Annotated in this window: 17 protein-coding genes; 3 read left to right on the forward strand and 14 right to left on the reverse strand. The window is 66.0% G+C overall.

The window, feature by feature from the left end; all coding sequences use genetic code 11:
- Nucleotides 1-41: 41 nt before the first annotated feature.
- The 11 genes from BMX99_RS11670 to phnG all read right to left on the reverse strand — a co-directional run bounded on the left by BMX99_RS11670 (nucleotide 42) and on the right by phnG (nucleotide 10,068).
- Complete coding sequence (locus BMX99_RS11670) at nucleotides 42-1,442, reverse strand: TRAP transporter large permease (RefSeq protein WP_093451844.1); 1,401 nt, start codon at nucleotides 1,440-1,442, stop codon at nucleotides 42-44.
- Nucleotides 1,443-1,457: 15 nt separating this feature from the next.
- Nucleotides 1,458-2,087 carry a TRAP transporter small permease subunit gene (locus BMX99_RS11675; RefSeq protein WP_093451847.1) on the reverse strand — a complete coding sequence of 210 codons (630 nt, stop codon included), beginning with the start codon at nucleotides 2,085-2,087 and terminating at the stop codon, nucleotides 1,458-1,460.
- 254 nt (nucleotides 2,088-2,341) lie between these two features.
- Nucleotides 2,342-3,352, reverse strand: coding sequence for a TRAP transporter substrate-binding protein DctP (dctP, locus tag BMX99_RS11680; RefSeq protein ID WP_093451850.1), 1,011 nt, complete (start codon nucleotides 3,350-3,352; stop codon nucleotides 2,342-2,344).
- Nucleotides 3,353-3,692: 340 nt separating this feature from the next.
- Nucleotides 3,693-4,847 carry an alpha-D-ribose 1-methylphosphonate 5-triphosphate diphosphatase gene (locus BMX99_RS11685; RefSeq protein ID WP_093451853.1) on the reverse strand — a complete coding sequence of 385 codons (1,155 nt, stop codon included), beginning with the start codon at nucleotides 4,845-4,847 and terminating at the stop codon, nucleotides 3,693-3,695.
- Nucleotides 4,844-5,458, reverse strand: a complete 615-nt coding sequence (gene phnN / locus BMX99_RS11690) for a phosphonate metabolism protein/1,5-bisphosphokinase (PRPP-forming) PhnN (RefSeq protein WP_093451856.1) — start codon at nucleotides 5,456-5,458, stop codon at nucleotides 4,844-4,846. The genes BMX99_RS11685 and phnN overlap by 4 nt, the downstream gene beginning before the upstream one ends.
- Nucleotides 5,455-6,138 carry a phosphonate C-P lyase system protein PhnL gene (gene phnL, locus BMX99_RS11695; protein ID WP_093451859.1) on the reverse strand — a complete coding sequence of 228 codons (684 nt, stop codon included), beginning with the start codon at nucleotides 6,136-6,138 and terminating at the stop codon, nucleotides 5,455-5,457. The genes phnN and phnL overlap by 4 nt, the downstream gene beginning before the upstream one ends.
- Nucleotides 6,139-6,182: 44 nt before the next feature.
- Complete coding sequence (gene phnK, locus BMX99_RS11700) at nucleotides 6,183-6,971, reverse strand: phosphonate C-P lyase system protein PhnK (RefSeq protein ID WP_093451862.1); 789 nt, start codon at nucleotides 6,969-6,971, stop codon at nucleotides 6,183-6,185.
- Complete coding sequence (locus tag BMX99_RS11705; protein ID WP_093451864.1) at nucleotides 6,968-7,840, reverse strand: alpha-D-ribose 1-methylphosphonate 5-phosphate C-P-lyase PhnJ; 873 nt, start codon at nucleotides 7,838-7,840, stop codon at nucleotides 6,968-6,970. The genes phnK and BMX99_RS11705 overlap by 4 nt, the downstream gene beginning before the upstream one ends.
- A gap of 76 nt (nucleotides 7,841-7,916) precedes the next feature.
- Complete coding sequence (locus tag BMX99_RS11710; RefSeq protein ID WP_093451867.1) at nucleotides 7,917-9,032, reverse strand: carbon-phosphorus lyase complex subunit PhnI; 1,116 nt, start codon at nucleotides 9,030-9,032, stop codon at nucleotides 7,917-7,919.
- Nucleotides 9,032-9,613, reverse strand: coding sequence for a phosphonate C-P lyase system protein PhnH (gene phnH, locus BMX99_RS11715; RefSeq protein WP_093451869.1), 582 nt, complete (start codon nucleotides 9,611-9,613; stop codon nucleotides 9,032-9,034). Before phnH ends, BMX99_RS11710 begins: the two co-directional genes overlap by 1 nt.
- Nucleotides 9,613-10,068 (reverse strand): phosphonate C-P lyase system protein PhnG, encoded by a 456-nt coding sequence (gene phnG, locus BMX99_RS11720; protein ID WP_093451872.1) that lies wholly within the window; start codon nucleotides 10,066-10,068, stop codon nucleotides 9,613-9,615. The genes phnH and phnG overlap by 1 nt, the downstream gene beginning before the upstream one ends.
- A gap of 97 nt (nucleotides 10,069-10,165) precedes the next feature.
- Between phnG and phnF the strand changes: the two genes are divergently transcribed.
- From phnF to BMX99_RS11735, 3 genes are all read left to right on the forward strand, one after another.
- The gene (gene phnF / locus BMX99_RS11725) at nucleotides 10,166-10,903 is read left to right on the forward strand and encodes a phosphonate metabolism transcriptional regulator PhnF (protein WP_093453265.1); all 738 of its coding nucleotides are present in this window, start codon (nucleotides 10,166-10,168) and stop codon (nucleotides 10,901-10,903) included.
- A 126-nt stretch (nucleotides 10,904-11,029) separates the two neighbouring features.
- Complete coding sequence (locus BMX99_RS11730; protein ID WP_093451875.1) at nucleotides 11,030-12,214, forward strand: alpha-D-ribose 1-methylphosphonate 5-triphosphate diphosphatase; 1,185 nt, start codon at nucleotides 11,030-11,032, stop codon at nucleotides 12,212-12,214.
- Between the two features lie 122 nt (nucleotides 12,215-12,336).
- Nucleotides 12,337-13,536, forward strand: coding sequence for a glycerophosphodiester phosphodiesterase family protein (locus tag BMX99_RS11735; RefSeq protein ID WP_093451878.1), 1,200 nt, complete (start codon nucleotides 12,337-12,339; stop codon nucleotides 13,534-13,536).
- Between the two features lie 268 nt (nucleotides 13,537-13,804).
- Here the strand turns inward: BMX99_RS11735 and BMX99_RS11740 are convergent, their stop codons facing one another.
- The 3 genes from BMX99_RS11740 to phnE (BMX99_RS11750) all read right to left on the reverse strand — a co-directional run bounded on the left by BMX99_RS11740 (nucleotide 13,805) and on the right by phnE (BMX99_RS11750) (nucleotide 16,777).
- Nucleotides 13,805-14,422 (reverse strand): LbetaH domain-containing protein, encoded by a 618-nt coding sequence (locus tag BMX99_RS11740; RefSeq protein ID WP_093451881.1) that lies wholly within the window; start codon nucleotides 14,420-14,422, stop codon nucleotides 13,805-13,807.
- Nucleotides 14,423-14,558: 136 nt separating this feature from the next.
- Nucleotides 14,559-15,896, reverse strand: a complete 1,338-nt coding sequence (gene phnE / locus BMX99_RS11745; RefSeq protein ID WP_244525546.1) for a phosphonate ABC transporter, permease protein PhnE — start codon at nucleotides 15,894-15,896, stop codon at nucleotides 14,559-14,561.
- Nucleotides 15,893-16,777: a phosphonate ABC transporter, permease protein PhnE gene (gene phnE, locus BMX99_RS11750; RefSeq protein WP_093451883.1), complete on the reverse strand. Its 885-nt coding sequence runs from the start codon at nucleotides 16,775-16,777 to the stop codon at nucleotides 15,893-15,895. The genes phnE (BMX99_RS11745) and phnE (BMX99_RS11750) overlap by 4 nt, the downstream gene beginning before the upstream one ends.

The following is a 16,777-nucleotide window of genomic DNA, read 5'->3' on the forward strand; positions in this document are numbered from 1 at the left end:
CCCCTCCGCGCCTGCAGGGCGCGGCCCTAGACCTGGCCGCCCTAGACCTGACTGGGCAGCCAGAGCACGATCTGCGGGAAGGCCACCAGGCCTGCAATCGTCAGCGCATCGGCCACGAAGAAGGGCGTCACGCCGCGGAAGACGTCCTGGACCGAGACCTCGGGGCGCACGCCGGCAACTACGAAGCAGTTCAGCCCGATCGGGGGTGTGATGAGACAGAACTCGGCCATCTTCACCACCAGGATCCCGAACCAGATCGCGCACATCGGGCCGGACATGCCAAAGGCGCTGTCCGCAGCCGAGACCATCTCGCCGCCATTCAGGGCCATGACCGCCGGGTAGACCACCGGAAGCGTCAGCAGCAGCATACCGATGGCGTCCATGAACATCCCCAGCACCGCATAGGCCAGCAGGATCAGCACCAGCGTCATCATCGGCGACTGGTCAAGCGAGGTCAGCCAGCCCGAGAATGCGCGCGGCAGGTCGGCGAAGCCCAGGAAACGGACGTAGATCAGCACGCCCCAGATGATCGTGAAGATCATCGCCGAGAGCTTGGCCGTCTCCATCAGTGCGTCCTTGAACTGCGGCCAGCGCATGCCATGCACCAGTGCCATCAGGAAGACCACGAAGGCCCCCAGGGCCCCGCCCTCGGTCGGGGTGCCCCAAGCGTCGCCGCCAAAGGGGTTGTAGATGAAGCAGATGATGATGAAGACCACGAAGAAGATCGGGAAGGCCGGCGGCAGCGCCTTGAAGCGTTCGCCCCAGGTAAAGCCCCGCACCGGCGGCCCGAAGTTCGGCAGCGCCAGCGCCATACCGACGATCAGCGCGCCGTAGATCACCGCCGAGAAGGCCCCGGGAATAAAGCCCGCCAGCAGCAGCTTGCCCACGTCCTGTTCCACGATGATCGCGTAGATCACCAGGATGGCCGAGGGCGGGATCAGGGACGCAAGCGTACCCCCCGCCGCCACGACGCCCGCTGCAAAGCGCTTGTCGTAGCCGATCTTCAGCATCTCGGGGATGGCGATGCGGGCAAAGACCGCCGAGGTCGCGACCGAAGCCCCCGACACCGCCGCAAAGCCCGCCGTGGCAAAGACGGTCGAGACCGCAAGCCCGCCGGGCAGCCAGCCGACCCATTTCTTCGCCGCCTCGAACAGCGCCTTGGTCAGCCCCGCGTAATAGGCGAGATAGCCGATCAGGATGAAGGTCGGGATCAGCGACAGCGCCTGGCTTGAGACCTTGCCATGCGGCACCTGACCGGCGGTCTTCACCGCGATGGTGAGCGCCTTGCCGAAGCGCGCGGGGTCATAGCCGAACTTGTTCCAGAAGATCCAGACCAGCCCGATCAGCCCCGCGACACCGGCGGCAAAGGCCACGCGCATGCCCAGGACCACCATGGCCAGCAGGAAAAGAGAGACGATAATGCCGATTTCGATAGGTTCCATGTCCCTGCCCCTGCTTTACGTATCTGCGCCCGAGACGTGCGCCGCCTCTTCCGCTGCCTGTTCCGCGACCGACCGGTTCAGCGGAACGCCCGCGGGCTCTCCTCCGCCGATGATGCCCTTGGCATAGCCGACCAGCTGCACCACCAGGCGCAGCGACAGGATCGAGAAGGCCACCGGGGCCAGAAGTTTCGCCGGCCAGAGCGGCAGGGCGATGTCGATGGTGCTGTCGCGCGACCAAAGCGGCGCGTTCCAGTCGAAGGACCGGTCGAAATGCGCCCAGGAGCCCCAGATCAGCAAGAGGATCAGGATCAGCGCCACCAGGGTCGTGATGAATTCCGCCGTCCACAGCACCCGGCCCTTCAGCCGGCCGACCAGGATGTCCATGCGGATGTGCCCGCCGTCGCGCTGCGTGTACGAGATCCCCATGAAAGCGATCAGCGGCATGATCTGTTCGATCCAGTCCACGTACCCCGGCAGGGGCGTGTTCATGGCATTCCGTCCCGACACCGAGACCACCGCCAGCACCATCAGTGAAAACACCGCCAGACCCGAGATCAGGGCCAGCACCCTTTCGATCCTGAGCAATCCTAGATCAATCCGGCTGAGAACGGATCCGTCCTCGAGCACCGCCGAAGAGCCCGCCATGTGTCACCCCCAATCCTGTCATTATCCCTGTGGGACCCGATCCCGCCGCTTAACCCAGCCTGCGGGCCTGCCCCTGTTCCGTGCCGTTCCCATGATCGCCAGGTGCCCCGGGCTTTCGCCGGGTGCTGCCCGCTGCCAATCCCTATCCGACAGGCCCACCCCCGTGGGCCCAACCGTATGGGTAGGAACGAGAAAACCCCGCCCCCTGCGCCATGGTCGAAGCCAGGGCACCGGGACGGGGTCGTGTTGCATGATTACATGCGGGACGCCTTCAGCGCCTCCATCATGGTGTCATAAAGTTCCTGCGCGGGCATGCCCTGCGCCGTCATGTCGGCAATCCACTGATCGCGGATCGGCGCGGCGGCGGCGGCGCGGAACTTCTCGAGGTCTTCCTCGGAATAGGTGACCTTCTGCACGTTCTTCTCGGCCAGGATGCCTTCCCACTTGTCGAGGATCTTGGCGTATTCGGCCAGGTAGTGATCCATCGCCATGGGCACGGCTTCCATCAGCGCGGCCTTGTGTTCGTCCGACAGCATGTCATAGGCGTCGGTGTTCACAACGACCGGGCAGTTCACGGTGCCGGGGTTCAGGTTCGCGGTCCACCAGTCGGCCATGTCGATGGTCCGATAGGCGAAATGCGCGTGCTGGGCGAAGGCCACCGTGTCGACAACGCCGGATTCCATGGCGTTGTAGGCTTCGGTCGCGGTCACCGAGGTCGGCACGGCCCCGACGGTCTGGAAGGCCTGGCCAATGCCGCCGGTGGCGCGCACGCGCATGCCTTCGAACTTCTCAAGGCTGTCGGCCGGCTCGCCGGTGCCAACGATGTTGTACTGCGGCATGGGCGACGGCATCAGCAGCATCGCGTTCCAGCGGCCCAGGTCTTCCTTGGCGGCGTCGGTCGCATAGACGGCGTTGGACACGGCCACTTCTTCTTCAAGCGTGTTCACACCGATGAAGGGCAGTTCCAGAACGGTCAGCGTGGGGTTCTTGTCGCGGTGATAGCCGGCGCAGAACTGGGCCATCTCGAACGCTCCGATCGAGATCCCGTCAAGGTTCTCGCGGTTGCTGGACAGACCCCCGTACGAGATGTTCAGCGTGAACTCTCCGTTGGTCTTTTCGGTCAGGATCTCGTTCAGCTTTTCGATGTGGCTGGTAAAGACGCGCGGCTTGCCCCAGACGGACACGCTCCATTCATCCGCCACGGCCGGAGCGGCGATGGCAATCGACAATGCGGCAACCGCCGCACCTTGCAGGTACTTCGTCATGGTATTCCTCCCGTAAGTTCCGGCCTCGAAACGGACCGGTTAGAGGGGAACCGTACAAGCACGGCCCGTTTTGGCAAGCAGAAATCTCCAACATTTTTTGCGCCCGGCCCGAGGGAGCCGCCGGGAATGCCTGTACACAAGGGTCTGCGCGGCCCCGGCCTGTCCATCCGTATAGGTCAATTTTTCCGGTCATCGCGGCCGCGCAGGACATCCCGCAGCGCCACGGCCGGACGATTGCCCCCAAGCGGGGGACAATCGCCAAGCCCTTGGAATCGCGGCAAAGCCGGGGCCGGAGCTTGGGCAGCCCCGCCCGGTTCCCAGCCCTGCCCGCGCCCGGCGATCAGGCGACCCGGTCGCCCTGCACCCAGACGCCGCGCACCGCCGGCACCCCGGCGATCATCGAAAAGCGGATCAGGTCCGCGCGTTGCCCCGGTTCCAGCATGCCGCGATCGGCAAGCCCGCTGGCCCGCGCCGGGGCCGAGGTCACCGTGCCGATGCCGCGCGCCATGTCGCCCCACAGCTCTCCCAGCTGGACCGCCGCCAGAAGCAGCGCCGCCGGCACGTAATCCGACGACAGGATGTCCAGCAGATCCAGGTCGGCCAGCTCGCTGGCCGCCACGTTGCCGGAATGCGATCCGCCGCGCACAAGGTTGGGCGCGCCCATGATGACCTTGATGTTATGCGCATGACAGGCGCGCGCGGCCTCGACCGTGGTGGGGAATTCGGCCATGCGGATGCCATGACCGGCGGAAACCGCAACCTGATCCGCCGTGGTGTCGTCATGGCTGGCCAGCACCGCGCCGAAACGCGCCGCCGCCGCCACCGATCCGGCCTCGTGCGCGGCGCCCAGCTTGTCGTGCAGGCCGGTCAGGAAATCGCAGTAGTCGGCAAAGCCTTCCTTGGACAGCCCGTGCTTGCCACAGACGTAATCCTCGAACTTGCCGATATCGCGGAACTGGCGCTGACCCGGCGTGTGGTCCATCAGCGACACGATGCCCACGCGGTCCTCGGGGCCGAATTCCTCCAGCTCTTCCAGCAGCGTCTCGGAACAGGTCTCGGCCCGCAGGTGCAGCCGGTGGCTGATCCGCAGCGCGCCCTTGGATTGCATCGACAGGATCTCGTCCGCCATCGACCGCGCGTATTTGCCATAGCGCTTGCCCGCGTCCGACACGATGGACCCGACGCGGATCGCGTCGAAGACCGTTGTGATGCCACAGCCCGCCAGTTCCCGGTCATGGGCGACGATGGCCGCCTGATGCGGCCAGTTCACCTTTGGGCGCGGCTGCATGTGGCGTTCCAGGTTGTCCGTGTGCAGCTCGACCAGCCCGGGGGCCACCCAGTCACCATCGCAATCCACCCCGCCCGAGGCCGGGCCGGTGCCGACCTCGGCCACCTTGCCGTTGCGCATCACGACATGGCCGTCGATCACCTCTCCGGGCAGGATCAGCTTGGCATTGCTCAGGATCACTTCGTCCTGCTGGCTGATGTCCTTCATTCCGTCACCTCGATTGTCTCGGGCCTGTCTGCGGCCCCTGTTTTATCTGTCTTCAATGTCTGTGTCATGTCGGGCAACAGCGCGCTCAGCACCTGCGCCACGGTCTTGTCCAGTGCCCCGCCGTTGTCGGTGGTGACCACACGGGCCAGACCTTCGGGCAGCGCGTAATCGGCCCTTTGCAGCCGGCGCGCGATATCCTCGGCGCTTTCGCGCCCGCGGGCGGCAAGCCTCTGGGCCAGAACCTCGGGCGCGGCAGTCAGTTCCAGCACCGCGAAATTGGCAAACCGTGCCTGCGCCTGCGCCAGCACCGCACGCGACAGGTTCACCAGCAGGGTGCGTCCCTGATCGAGATCCTGCGCAATCGTGCCGGGAATGCCATAGCGCAGCCCATGCGCCTGCCAGTGCAGCGCAAAGTCGCCCGCCCCGGCGCGCGCCTCGAAGGCGGCCTCCGCGACGCCCTCGAAGTCTTCGCCCCCGGCCTCTTCCGGCCGGGTGATGACCCGCCGCACCAGCCCCACGTCCGGCCGCGCCTGCGCCACCGCCTGCATGACGCTGTCCTTGCCAACGCCCGAAGGGCCCACGACCCCGATCAAGAGGCCCAGTCCGCTCATGCCGCCCTCGGCGGGGCATAGCCCGTGACGTCGATGACCCGGTCGCAGACCCGATCGCGGGCGGCCTCGTCATGGAAGATCCCGATGATCGCCGCGCCGCGTGCCTTGGCCTCTTCGATCAGGGCCAGCACGACCTCGCGGTTGGTGGCATCCAGCGATGCAGTCGGTTCGTCCAGCAACAGCGCAGGATAGTCATGCGCAAAGCCGCGCGCGATGTTCACCCGCTGCTGTTCCCCGCCCGAAAAGGTCGTGGGGCTCAGGCTCCACAGGGTTTCGGGGATGTTCAGCCGCCCCAGAAGATCGCGCGCCCGCTCCAGCGCCGCCTCTTTCGCGACGCCCACGGACAGCAGCGGCTCGGCCACCACCTCAAGCGTCGGAACGCGTGGCACCACGCGCAGGAACTGGCTGACATAGCCAAGCGTGTGGCGGCGCAGCTCAAGGATCTCGCGCGGGTTGGCGGCGGCCACGTCCACCTCACCCACCCAGATATGGCCCGAGGCCGCCAGGTAGTTGCCGTAGATCATGCGCATCAGCGTGGATTTCCCCGCGCCCGAGGCCCCGGTCAGCGCAATGCATTCGCCCTTGGCCACCGCCAGTTCCGCGCCCGTCATCACCGGGATCACCGCGCCGCCCTGATTGTGCAGGGTGAAGGTCTTCGACAGGTTCTCAATACGGATCATCTTTTCATGTCCTTCTACATCTGGCCTTTGCATCGCCGCCCCGCTCATACCTGAAGCACGCTCGACACCAGCAGCTGCGTATAGCCATGCTGCGGATCGTCCAGAACCTGATCGGTCAGCCCGGCCTCGACGACCTCACCGCCCTTCATGACCATCAGCCGGTCCGCCAGCAGGCGCACCACGGCCAGATCATGGGTTACGATGATCGCCGACAGCCCCATTTCCCGCACCAGTCCGCGCAGCAGATCCAGCAGACGCGCCTGAACGGACACATCCAGCCCCCCGGTCGGCTCATCCATGAAGACCAACCTTGGCCCCGTCACCAGATTGCGCGCAATCTGCAACCGCTGCCGCATCCCGCCGGAAAAGGCCGAAGGCCGGTCATCAATCCGCTCGCCCGAGATCTCGACCCGCCCCAGCCAGTCCAGCGCCTCTTCTCGGATCTGGCCATAGTTCCGCGCGCCCACGGCCATCAGACGCTCGCCTACGTTGCCACCGGCACTGACGTTCATCCGCAGCCCCTCATGGGCGTGCTGGTGAACAAAGGCCCAGTCGGTCCGGCGCAGCATCCTGCGCTCCGGCTCGCTCATCCGCACCGTGTCCTTCAGGCCATCGGTGCGAGTGTCGAACAGGACCTCTCCGTGATCCGGGGTCAATTGCCCCGCCAGACAGTTCAGCAAGGTCGTCTTGCCCGACCCGCTTTCGCCGACGATGCCCATGACCTCACCGGGCCAGAGGTCAAAACTCACATCCCGGCAGCCGACGCGCGCGCCATAAAACTTGGCCACATCCCGGACCGACAACAGCGGCCCGCTCTCCTGCAAATTGCTCATGCCGCATCCTCCGCCGCAAGCGCCCCGCGATGGCCATTGGCCTGCCGCGTGCCGCAGTAATCCGTGTCGGAACAGACGAACATCCGCCCGCCCGCATCATCGACAATCACCTCATCCAGGTAACTGTCCTCGGCCCCGCAAAGATCGCAGGGATGATCGGCCTTCGAGGGATCAAAGGGATGATCCTCGAAATCCAGGCTGACAACCTTCGTGTAAGGCGGCAGCGCATAGATCCGCTGCTCCCGCCCGGCCCCGAACAGCTGCACGGCAGCCATCTCCATCTTGGGATTGTCGAACTTGGGGATCGGGCTGGGGTCCATCACATAGCGCCCCTCGACCTTCACCGGATAGGCATAGGCCGTGGAAATCGCCCCGTGCCGCGCGATATCCTCATACAGCTTCACATGCATCAGCCCATATTCCTCAAGCGCGTGCATCTTGCGGGTCTCCACCTCCGAGGGCTCCAGGAACCGCAGCGGCTCGGGGATCGGCACCTGGTAGACCAGCACCTGGCCCTCCCCCAACTCTTCCTCCGGGATGCGGTGGCGGGTCTGGATCACCGTCGCCTCGCCCGTGCGCTCGGTCACCGCAACGCCCGCGGTCTTCTCGAAAAACTTGCGGATCGACACGGCGTTCGTCGTGTCATCCGCCCCCTGGTCGATCACCTTGAAGCGATCCTCGGGCACCATGACGGCCGCCGACACCTGTACTCCGCCGGTGCCCCAGCCATAGGGCATCGGCATCTCGCGGCTGGCAAAGGGCACCTGGTAGCCCGGCACCGCCAGCCCCTTAAGGATCGCCCGCCGGATCATCCGCTTGGTCTGCTCATCCAGATAGGCAAAATTATAGGCCTGATCCTGTCCGTCCATCACACCATCCCCCTGATCATCTTGCCGAAAATACTCCCGCCGGAGGCATCCCCGCCCCCCACATGCACAACACACCTCATTCCGCCGCCTCCCGGGCGAGGACGCCGGTCACGGCGGAGGAGCTTGTCCCCGCCTCGCGCCGCAATTTCCGGATCAGCTCTAGCTCGGACTGGAAATCGACGTAGTGGGGCAGCTTGATATGCTCCAGGAAGCCCGTCGCCTGGATGTTGTCGCTGTGATACAGAACGAATTCCTCGTCCTGCGCAGGTGCGCCGACGTTGTCCTCGCCCAGCTCTTCCCACCTCAGCGCCCGGTCAACCAGCGCCATGGAAATCGCCTTGCGCTCGGTTTGACCGAAGACCAGCCCATAGCCGCGGGTGAATTGCGCCGGCTCCGTCTTGGACCCGACGAACTGGTTCACCGTCTCGCATTCGGTCAGCACCACCTCTCCCACCTCGACGGCAAAGCCCAGCTCGGGCAGATCGACCTCGACCGGCACCGTGCCGATGCGCAATTCGCCCACGAAGGGGTGGTTGCGCCCATAGCCGCGCTGCGTCGAATAGGCCATGCCCAGCACGAACCCCTCATCGCCCCGCGTCAGCGCCTGAAGCCGCAGCGGTCGCCCGGCAGGAAGCTCAAGCGGCTCGCGCGTCAGATCGCGTGGGGTGTCATCCTCGGGCACCTCCTCGACCTGGATCAGACCCTCGCGGTCCAGGAATTCGGTCACATGCGGCACCTCGGGCGGCAGCGGTTCGGCCATCACGGCCTCGGGCGGCTCCAGCCCCTCGGCAGCCAGCGCAAAATCCAGCAGGCGATGCGTATAATCGAAGGTTGGCCCCAGCACCTGCCCCCCCGGCGCATCCTTGAACGTGGCCGAGATCCGGCGATCACAGGCCATCGCGCCGGTATCCACCGGCTCTGAATAGCCAAAGCGCGGCAGCGTGGTGCGATAGGCGCGGATCAGGAAGATCGCCTCGATCAGATCGCCGCGCGACTGCTTGATCGCAAGGGCCGCCAGATCGGGGTCATACATCGACCCTTCCGCCATCACCCGGTTCACCGCCAGGGCCAGCTGTTCGCGGATCTGCGCCACGCTCAGCTCACTCACCTCCCGGTCGCCGCGCCGTTCCTCGGCCAGCCAGGCATGGGCATTGTCGATGGCCCGTTCGCCACCTTTCACCGCAACATACATCAGCGCACCTTTGTGGTTCTGGGCAGGGCCGCCACGCGCGCCCCGCTGGTGAAGAAGGCATCGAACCCCAGGGGGAAAAGCCTGGCATTGGCCTGGAACGCCGCCACCTCGGGCAGCGACAGCGCCGCCTGATCCCGGATGCCCGGCCCGGTCAGCACCGCACCCTCGGCTTCCAGCCTGTCCGTCTCGACGATCAGCGTCGCCGCCCGGTCGGGGTATTCCGGCGTGCCGATGGCAAACCGGTCCACCGGCTGCAGCGCCGCCCAGGTGCCAAGGGCGAACATCGCCTCCTCGGGTCCCACAAGCGGCGCGCCGGTGTGAAAGGTGATCCAGTCGCGCACCGGGCCCGCGTCGTGATCGCCCGCCAGGTGCACCGGCGTCTCGGGATCGCACAGCGTCAGAAGCAGCACCGAGGCCGCCACCGACAGGGGCTCCGGCCCCTGCCCGCCCGCAAGATCCTCGATCCGGCCGGGACGTGCCATGCACTCCATCGCGGCGCGGAAGGCATGGGCCGAGTGCACCGGCACATCCGCAAAGCCGCCTTCCAGCGCGCGACTGCTGTCAAAGGTCAGATCGCCCATCATTCGCCCCGTACCATCGTGAAGAAATCCACTTTCGTTGCCGCAGCCTTGGCGGCGCGCTCCTCGCGCCGGACCCGGCGCGCCTCGCTCAGCGGGGTCAGGATCGCGGCCTCGACCGTATCTCCGCCCTCGCCCTGCATCAGCGCATCGCACAGCGCGGCAACCTCGGCCTTGGCGCGGTCGCGGCCCTGCACCATGGCGTGACCGACGCGGCCATCGCCCAGGCGCAGGGAACAGCGCGTCACGCTCATCTCGCCCAGGTTGAAGGCCGCGCCCGTGGCCCCGGCCCGTCCGCGCACCATGACGCCGCCCACCTCGGGCCGGCGTAGCCAGGTGAAATCCGGGGTCAGCCCCGCATCCGCCCAAAGCGCCGCAAGATCCCCCGCAGGGGCCTGGGCCAGCAGGCTCATCCAGCCCTTGCGCGCCGCGTTTTCATCTTCTGTCAGATCTTTCATCTAGACACCTTGCCGGTTTGTCTAACATTCTATACAACTAGACAAATGTTACGCCCTTTTGCCCGGAAACGGCAAGGTGCAGGAAGGTGAAATTTTCATGACAGACGCCCCGACCCAGGCGAAGACCCCCTTGTGGAAATCCATCGCCACCGCCCTGACCGAAGATATCGTCGCCGGCCGCTACCGCCCTGGTGACAAGCTGCCAACCGAGGCGCAGCTCTCGGCGCGTTTCGGGGTGAACCGCCATACGATCCGCCGCGCCCTGTCGGACATGGCAGACCAGCAGCTGGTGCTGTCGCGGCGCGGGGCCGGTGTCTTCGTGCACCAGCCGCCGACCGACTACCCAATCGGCCCGCGCGTGCGCTTTCACCAGAACATCCGCGCCGCCGGCCGCCTGCCCGCGCGCGAGATCCTGACCCTGGAAACCCGCGCCGCCGATGCAGAAGAAGCCGAGGCCCTGCGCCTGTCCCCCGGTGCGCCGGTGCATGTCAGCACCGGCCGGTCGCTGGCCGATGGCACGGCCGTGGCCTATTTCCGGTCGGTCTTTCCGGCCGAAGCCTTGCCGGACATGGCCAAGCACCTGATGCGTCTGTCGTCGGTCACCAAGGCGCTGAAGGCCTGCGGCATCGACGATTACACCCGCCCCTCGACCCGGATCACGGCGCAGCGGGCGGATGCCACCCTGGCGCTGCACCTGCAATGCCGCGAAGGCGACCCGGTGCTGCGCACCCTCTCGGTCAGCCTGGCTCCGGACGGCCAGCCAGTGGAATACGGCCGCACCTGGTTCTCGGGCGACCGCGTGACCCTGACCGTGGCCGAGACCTCGCCCGACTGACCTGCCCCCCCGGACGGGCCCGTCCTGCCGCGACGGCAGCTTTGTGGCGACTTTCCCGGAACATGTCACGCCGCCGATACATTCTGCCTTTATCCACAGGCAAAAGGTAACGAGCAGGCCGAATCCATGACCATGCCCTACCCCGCCTTGCGCTTCACCGGCGCATCGATTCTACGCGACGGCGAGATGCAGTCGCGCTCTATCGCCATTGCCGATGGCCGGATCACCCGTGGCCCCCTGCCCGAGGTGGACCTGAGCGGCTATCTGGTCCTGCCCGGGATCATCGACCTGCATGGCGACGCCTTCGAACGTCATATCGCGCCGCGCCCCTCTGCGCCCTTTCCGCCCCTTGTGGGCCTGCGCGGGGCCGACCGTGACGCCGCCGCCAATGGCGTGACTACCGCATACCTTGCCCAAAGCTGGAGCTGGGAAGGCGGCAAGCGCAGCCCCGACTACGCCCTGCGGATGATGCAGGCGCTGCGCGACTATGCGCCCCGGGCGCTGACCGACCTGCGCCTGCAGATCCGCTGCGAAACCCATACCGTCGACACCGCCGACCGGCTGCTGGCCGCGATCCGCGCCCATGGCATCGACTACGTGGTCTTCAACAACCACCTCGACGAGGCCGAGATGCTGCAGCAGGCCCGCCCCGAGGCGCTGTTTGCCTGGGCCAAGGACGCGGGCCGCACCCCAGAAGAGCACCTGGCCGTGGTAAAGGCCGCGCAGAAGCAGAAGGCCCAGGTGCCGCGCTACCTGTGCCGCCTGGCCGAGGGCTTCGACACCCTGGGCGTGACCTACGGGTCGCACGACGACCCCGATGGCGAGACCCGTGAAACCTATTCGATGATCGGCGCGAAGATCTGCGAATTCCCGACCTCGCGCGCGGCCGCGGCCCTGGCCCATGCGGTTGGCGATCCCGTCCTGATGGGGGCGCCGAACGTGGTGCGCGGCGGGTCGCAGTCCGGCAATATCGCGGCCGAGGATCTGATCCGCGCGGGGCTGTGCGATGCGCTTGTCTCGGACTATTACTACCCCGCGCTGCACCTGGCAGCCTTCCACCTGGTGGACACAGGCGTGATGACGCTGCCCCAGGCCTGGGCGATGATCTCGGACACGCCGGCGCGGATCCTGCGCATGCCCGACCGTGGGCGGCTGGATCCCGGCCGGCGCGCCGACCTGACCGTGATCCATGCGCAAAGCCGCGCGATCGAGATGACCATCTCGGGCGGGCGCATCACCCATCTGGCGGGCGAGGCGGCGCACCGCCTGGCGGGCTGCGCCCCGGCCCTGACAGCGCTGGCGGCGGAATAACCGCCCGTGCCCCCTTGTGACGAAGGGGAAATTCACACCTGTCGTCAAACTGTTGCACCCCTGTCGCGCGCCCGTTGCGCAATCCGGGGACAACCCCTTTGGTAACAACAAAGGGACATCCCATGACCACCCAAAACATCCGCCTGCTGGCCGCGGCCACCCTGGCCACCCTCGCCACCCCCGCCCTGGCCGAGGTTCAGATCGGGCCCCGCCCGATGTTCCTGGCAGACGCCCTGCCCGAGGGCGACCTGAAGACCAAACTGCAGGCCTGCGAAGGCCCCTTCGAGAAAACCGACTTCTCGATCGGTCACCGTGGCGCGCCGCTGATGTTCCCCGAACATACCGTCGAATCCAACATGGCCGCCGCGCGCATGGGCGCAGGCATCCTGGAATGTGACGTGGCCTTCACGGCCGACAAGGAACTGGTCTGCCGTCACGCCCAGAACGACCTGCACACCACGACCAACATTCTGGCGACCGACCTCGGCTCCAAGTGCACCACCCCCTTCGCCGGGGCCGATGGCGACACCCCCGCCGCCGCCGAATGCCGCACCTCGGACATCACCCTGGCCGAGTTCAAGACCCTGAACGGCAAGATGGACGCCGCCAACAAGAAGGGCACCACGGTCGAGGACTACATGGACGGCACCGCCGGCTGGCGCACCGACCTCTATGCCACCACCGGCACCCTGATGACCCACGCCGAGTCGATCGCGCTGTTCAAGGACCTCGGGGCCAAGTTCACGCCCGAGCTGAAGTATCCGTCGGTCGAAATGCCCTTCGACGGCTTCACCCAGGAAGACTACGCCCAGAAGCTGATCGATGAATACAAGGCCGCAAGCGTGCCCGCGTCCGACGTCTTTGCGCAAAGCTTCAACCTCGACGACGTGCTCTACTGGATCAAGGCGGAACCCGAATTTGGCAAACAGGCTGTCTTCCTGGTCGAATGGTACGACGGTTTCGACGAACAGGACGCGTCGACCTGGCAGTGGGACCTGGCCGACCTGAAGGCGCAGGGCGTGAACTACCTCGCCCCCTCGATCAACATGATGATCACCGAAGAGAACGGCGAGATCTCGGCCTCGGCCTTCGCCAAGGCCGCGAAAGAGGCCGATCTGAAGCTGATCGCCTGGACCCTGGAACGCTCCGGCCCGCTCGCAACCGGCGGCGGCTGGTACTACAAGTCCGTGACCCCCGCGATCGACAACGACAGCGACTACCTGGTGGTGCTGGACGTGCTGGCCCAGGACGTCGGCGTTGAAGGCGTCTTCTCCGACTGGCCCGCCACGGTGACCTACTACGCCAACTGCATGGGCCTCTGACCCACCCCCAAACAAAACAAAAAAGGGCGGCCCAGACCGCCCTTTTTCCATTCTCTCGCTCCGCTCATCACCCCTCGCGGGCCTCTTCGCACCAATTCCCGCGCGCGCAAAACCGCCCCCCTCTTTGGTTTTCCCAAAATATCCTCGGGGTAGCCGGAGCTGCCCCCGGCAGCTCCGGCGCAGGGGCAGACAGCCCCTGCAAATAAAAAGGTGTCGCCCCGCCCTGCGGGGCGTCCGCTGGATCAGCGAGCTGCGCCCAAACCGGCGCTTACCCTTCGTATTTCTCCAAAAAAGACTCGGCCGGCAGCGCCCGGAAATCCGGCAGCGCGACGCGCAGATCATCATGCGACCAGTCCCACCAGGCCAGCGCAATCAGGCGCGCGGCGATCTTTTCCGGCTGGCGGCGGCGCATCACCCGCGCGGGCGTGCCGGCAACGATCGTGTAAGGCTCCACGTCCTTAGTCACAACCGCGCCCGAGGCCACGACGGCCCCGTGCGCGACCGTTACCTCGGGCTTGATCATGCAGTTGTGGCCCAGCCAGGTGTCATGTCCGATCCGTGCCCGGCGCGATCTGCGGTGCGCGAAGAATTCGGCGTCGAGGTCGGTGTCGTCCCAATAGTCGGGCGAGCGGTAAAGGAAGTGATGGCAGGCGGCCGTATCCAGCGGGTGATCCGTCGCGCCGATCCGCGTGTAGCTGGCGATGTTGGAGAACTTGCCGATCGTCGCATTGGCCACATCGGCGTAGCGGTCGCAGTAGGAATAATCGCCAAATTCCGAATGGGCGATGCGGCTGCCCTGGCCGATCTCGGTGAAAGCCCCGAAGGTGCTGTCGGTGATCTGGCAGCCGTCGTGGATAAAGGGTGTATCTGCGGACAATCGGGGCATGGGTCGAACCTTGATCTGGGGCGGAGGGGGCGGGTGCGCTCCGCGCGGGGAGTATTTTAGGCAAGATGATCATGGGATCGGGCGCGCGGGGTGATGCCCTGCGCGCCCTTTATTGGAAACGTCGGAGGCGTGGCGGTCAGTGCCCGCCCGCGTCGCCCTTGATCAGCTTGCGGCGCAGCCAGCCCGAGAACCAGTCCATGACAAAGACCAGAAGCACCACGAGGACGATGTAATAGGTGACCTCTTCCCAGTCCTTCTGGGTGATCATCGCCTGGGTCAGCAGAAGCCCGATACCGCCGCCGGTGATCGCGCCGATCACCGTGGCCGAGCGGGTGTTGCTTTCGAAAAAATAGAGCATCTGGCTGAGCAGCACCGGCGTCACCTGCGGGATCACCCCGAAGCGGTAGCGCTGCACCGGCTTGGCCCCGACGGACTGAAGGCCCTCGATCTGCTTGCCGTCGACGTTTTCCAGCGCCTCCGAAAACATCTTGCCGAAGGATCCGGTGTCGGTGACCAGGATCGCCAGCGCCCCGGTCAGCGGCCCGGGGCCGAAGGCGCGGGCCAGGACGATCGTCCAGATCAGCGCATCCACGCCGCGGAACAGGTCGAACAGCCGCCGTGCCAGTTGCCGCACCAGGGTCAGCGGCGTGAAGTTGCGCGCCGCCAGGAAGGCCAAGGGCAGCGCCACGATGGCCGCGCCAAAGGTGCCGAGGAAAGCCATGAGCACGGTTTCGAACAGCGCCCAGGCCACTTCGCCGTGTCGCCACATGGCGTTGGTCCAGAAGTCGTGGAAGATTTCCCCGGCCTCGCCATTGACCGCGCGAGACGCGAGGTCACCTGCGGACATGCCGTGATAGGGGCTGTCGAGGGTGAAGAAGAACAGCTCCCACCCCAGGGAATAGCGGAAGAGTTCCGTCTTGTTGCGAGTGATCGAAAGCCGCGCTTCGTCCGTGGTGATGGCGACGCGGTTCTTCGAGGCATTGATCCATTCCGGCAGCGGGCCTTCGGGGAAGCTCGCATTGGCCCCGGTGCGGCCAGGCCGCGCGGTCACCAGGCCATAGCCCGGAATGTCATAGCTGATCTGATCGGGCCCGAAGGTCACCACCCCGCCGCCGTCCAGCGTGATCGTTGTCACCGGATCGGAGCCAGAGCCAAGCGCGACCCAGTCGGGCGATGTGCCTTCCGGGTAGGCCCCCTTGCGTTCGCCTTCAATCGCGACCGAAACCGCGCCCGAGCGGTTGTCCCGCGTCACATGGGTCTTGTAGCTGTAGCTGTCGCGCACCAGCGTGCGGCCGTTTTCGGGATCCGCGCGGTCGATCAGCCCAGGCACGTCGAAGGCGAAGAAGGCGTAGACCAGGTAGGCCAGCACCACCAGCGGTATCGCCAGAGAGGTCAAGCGCTTGCGGCGGAACAACCGGTCGGCCTGATCCTTCAGGCTGATCTGGGCGGTCATGGGATCGGCATGGAGGGTCATGCAAGCATCTCCGATTTGCGGCCATGGGTCAGGCGATCGCGCACCACCGAGGACATCTGATCCACCGTCACGATCGTGGCAAAGAGCAGCAAGAAGATCGCGGCGCTTTCATCGTATTTGCCCTGCCCCCAGGACATGGCATTCTTCAGCTCGTACCCGATGCCGCCGGCACCCACGAAGCCCAGGATGGCTGAGGCACGGATATTGATCTCGAACCGCAGCAGCGCATAGCTGAAGTAGTTGGGGGCCACCTGCGGCACCACGCCCAGCAGCATCTTCTGCGTCCAGGTCGCCCCGACCGAGGCCAGCCCCTCGACCGGCTTGAGAGAGGCGTTTTCATTCACTTCCGAGAACAGCTTGCCCAATGCCCCGACCGTGTGGAAGGCAATGGCGATCATCGCCGGCACAGGCCCGCCGCCCAGCACGAAGATCAGCACCAGGGCGATGACGATTTCCGGGATCGCGCGCATCACGTCCATGATGCGCCGGAACAGCGGGATCAGCGCCGGCCAGCGCGCCATGCCCCGGGTCGCCAGCATCGACAGCACCATGCCGCCAAGCGCGCCCACAAGGGTCGAGACGGCGGCGATGTTGATCGTCTCGATCAGCGCGGGGAAGAAGGTGACGATATGGCCGGGCAGTTCGGCGACCTTCTCGCTCGCCTCGGCCAGCACCACGCGGGGGAAGTCCAGAACCCGCGTCCAGCCGTCCCAGAAGCCGCCCGCGTTGCGGTCATCGGCCACCATGAAGCCCGAGGCCATAAGCGCCACGAAGATCGCCAGCAACATGCCGGAATAAAGCCGTTTTCGGCGTGTCAGGGCGATGTAGTCATCGCGAACATGGGCCGGCCCCGGCCGGCTGTGGGGGCTGATCTCTGACAT

It is taken from the genome of Pseudooceanicola nitratireducens, assembly GCF_900109195.1.
GTDB classification, from domain to species: Bacteria; Pseudomonadota; Alphaproteobacteria; order Rhodobacterales; family Rhodobacteraceae; genus Pseudooceanicola; species Pseudooceanicola nitratireducens.

Coding starts and splice junctions, on each gene's coding strand:
- BMX99_RS11670 (WP_093451844.1), bottom strand. CDS start 1,442: ATGGAACCTATCGAAATCGGCATTATCGTCTCTCTTTTCCTGCTGGCC.
- BMX99_RS11675 (WP_093451847.1), bottom strand. CDS start 2,087: ATGGCGGGCTCTTCGGCGGTGCTCGAGGACGGATCCGTTCTCAGCCGG.
- dctP (WP_093451850.1), bottom strand. CDS start 3,352: ATGACGAAGTACCTGCAAGGTGCGGCGGTTGCCGCATTGTCGATTGCC.
- BMX99_RS11685 (WP_093451853.1), bottom strand. CDS start 4,847: ATGAAGGACATCAGCCAGCAGGACGAAGTGATCCTGAGCAATGCCAAG.
- phnN (WP_093451856.1), bottom strand. CDS start 5,458: ATGAGCGGACTGGGCCTCTTGATCGGGGTCGTGGGCCCTTCGGGCGTT.
- phnL (WP_093451859.1), bottom strand. CDS start 6,138: ATGATCCGTATTGAGAACCTGTCGAAGACCTTCACCCTGCACAATCAG.
- phnK (WP_093451862.1), bottom strand. CDS start 6,971: ATGAGCAATTTGCAGGAGAGCGGGCCGCTGTTGTCGGTCCGGGATGTG.
- BMX99_RS11705 (WP_093451864.1), bottom strand. CDS start 7,840: ATGGACGGACAGGATCAGGCCTATAATTTTGCCTATCTGGATGAGCAG.
- BMX99_RS11710 (WP_093451867.1), bottom strand. CDS start 9,032: ATGTATGTTGCGGTGAAAGGTGGCGAACGGGCCATCGACAATGCCCAT.
- phnH (WP_093451869.1), bottom strand. CDS start 9,613: ATGGGCGATCTGACCTTTGACAGCAGTCGCGCGCTGGAAGGCGGCTTT.
- phnG (WP_093451872.1), bottom strand. CDS start 10,068: ATGAAAGATCTGACAGAAGATGAAAACGCGGCGCGCAAGGGCTGGATG.
- phnF (WP_093453265.1), top strand. CDS start 10,166: ATGACAGACGCCCCGACCCAGGCGAAGACCCCCTTGTGGAAATCCATC.
- BMX99_RS11730 (WP_093451875.1), top strand. CDS start 11,030: ATGACCATGCCCTACCCCGCCTTGCGCTTCACCGGCGCATCGATTCTA.
- BMX99_RS11735 (WP_093451878.1), top strand. CDS start 12,337: ATGACCACCCAAAACATCCGCCTGCTGGCCGCGGCCACCCTGGCCACC.
- BMX99_RS11740 (WP_093451881.1), bottom strand. CDS start 14,422: ATGCCCCGATTGTCCGCAGATACACCCTTTATCCACGACGGCTGCCAG.
- phnE (WP_244525546.1), bottom strand. CDS start 15,896: ATGACCCTCCATGCCGATCCCATGACCGCCCAGATCAGCCTGAAGGAT.
- phnE (WP_093451883.1), bottom strand. CDS start 16,777: ATGTCAGAGATCAGCCCCCACAGCCGGCCGGGGCCGGCCCATGTTCGC.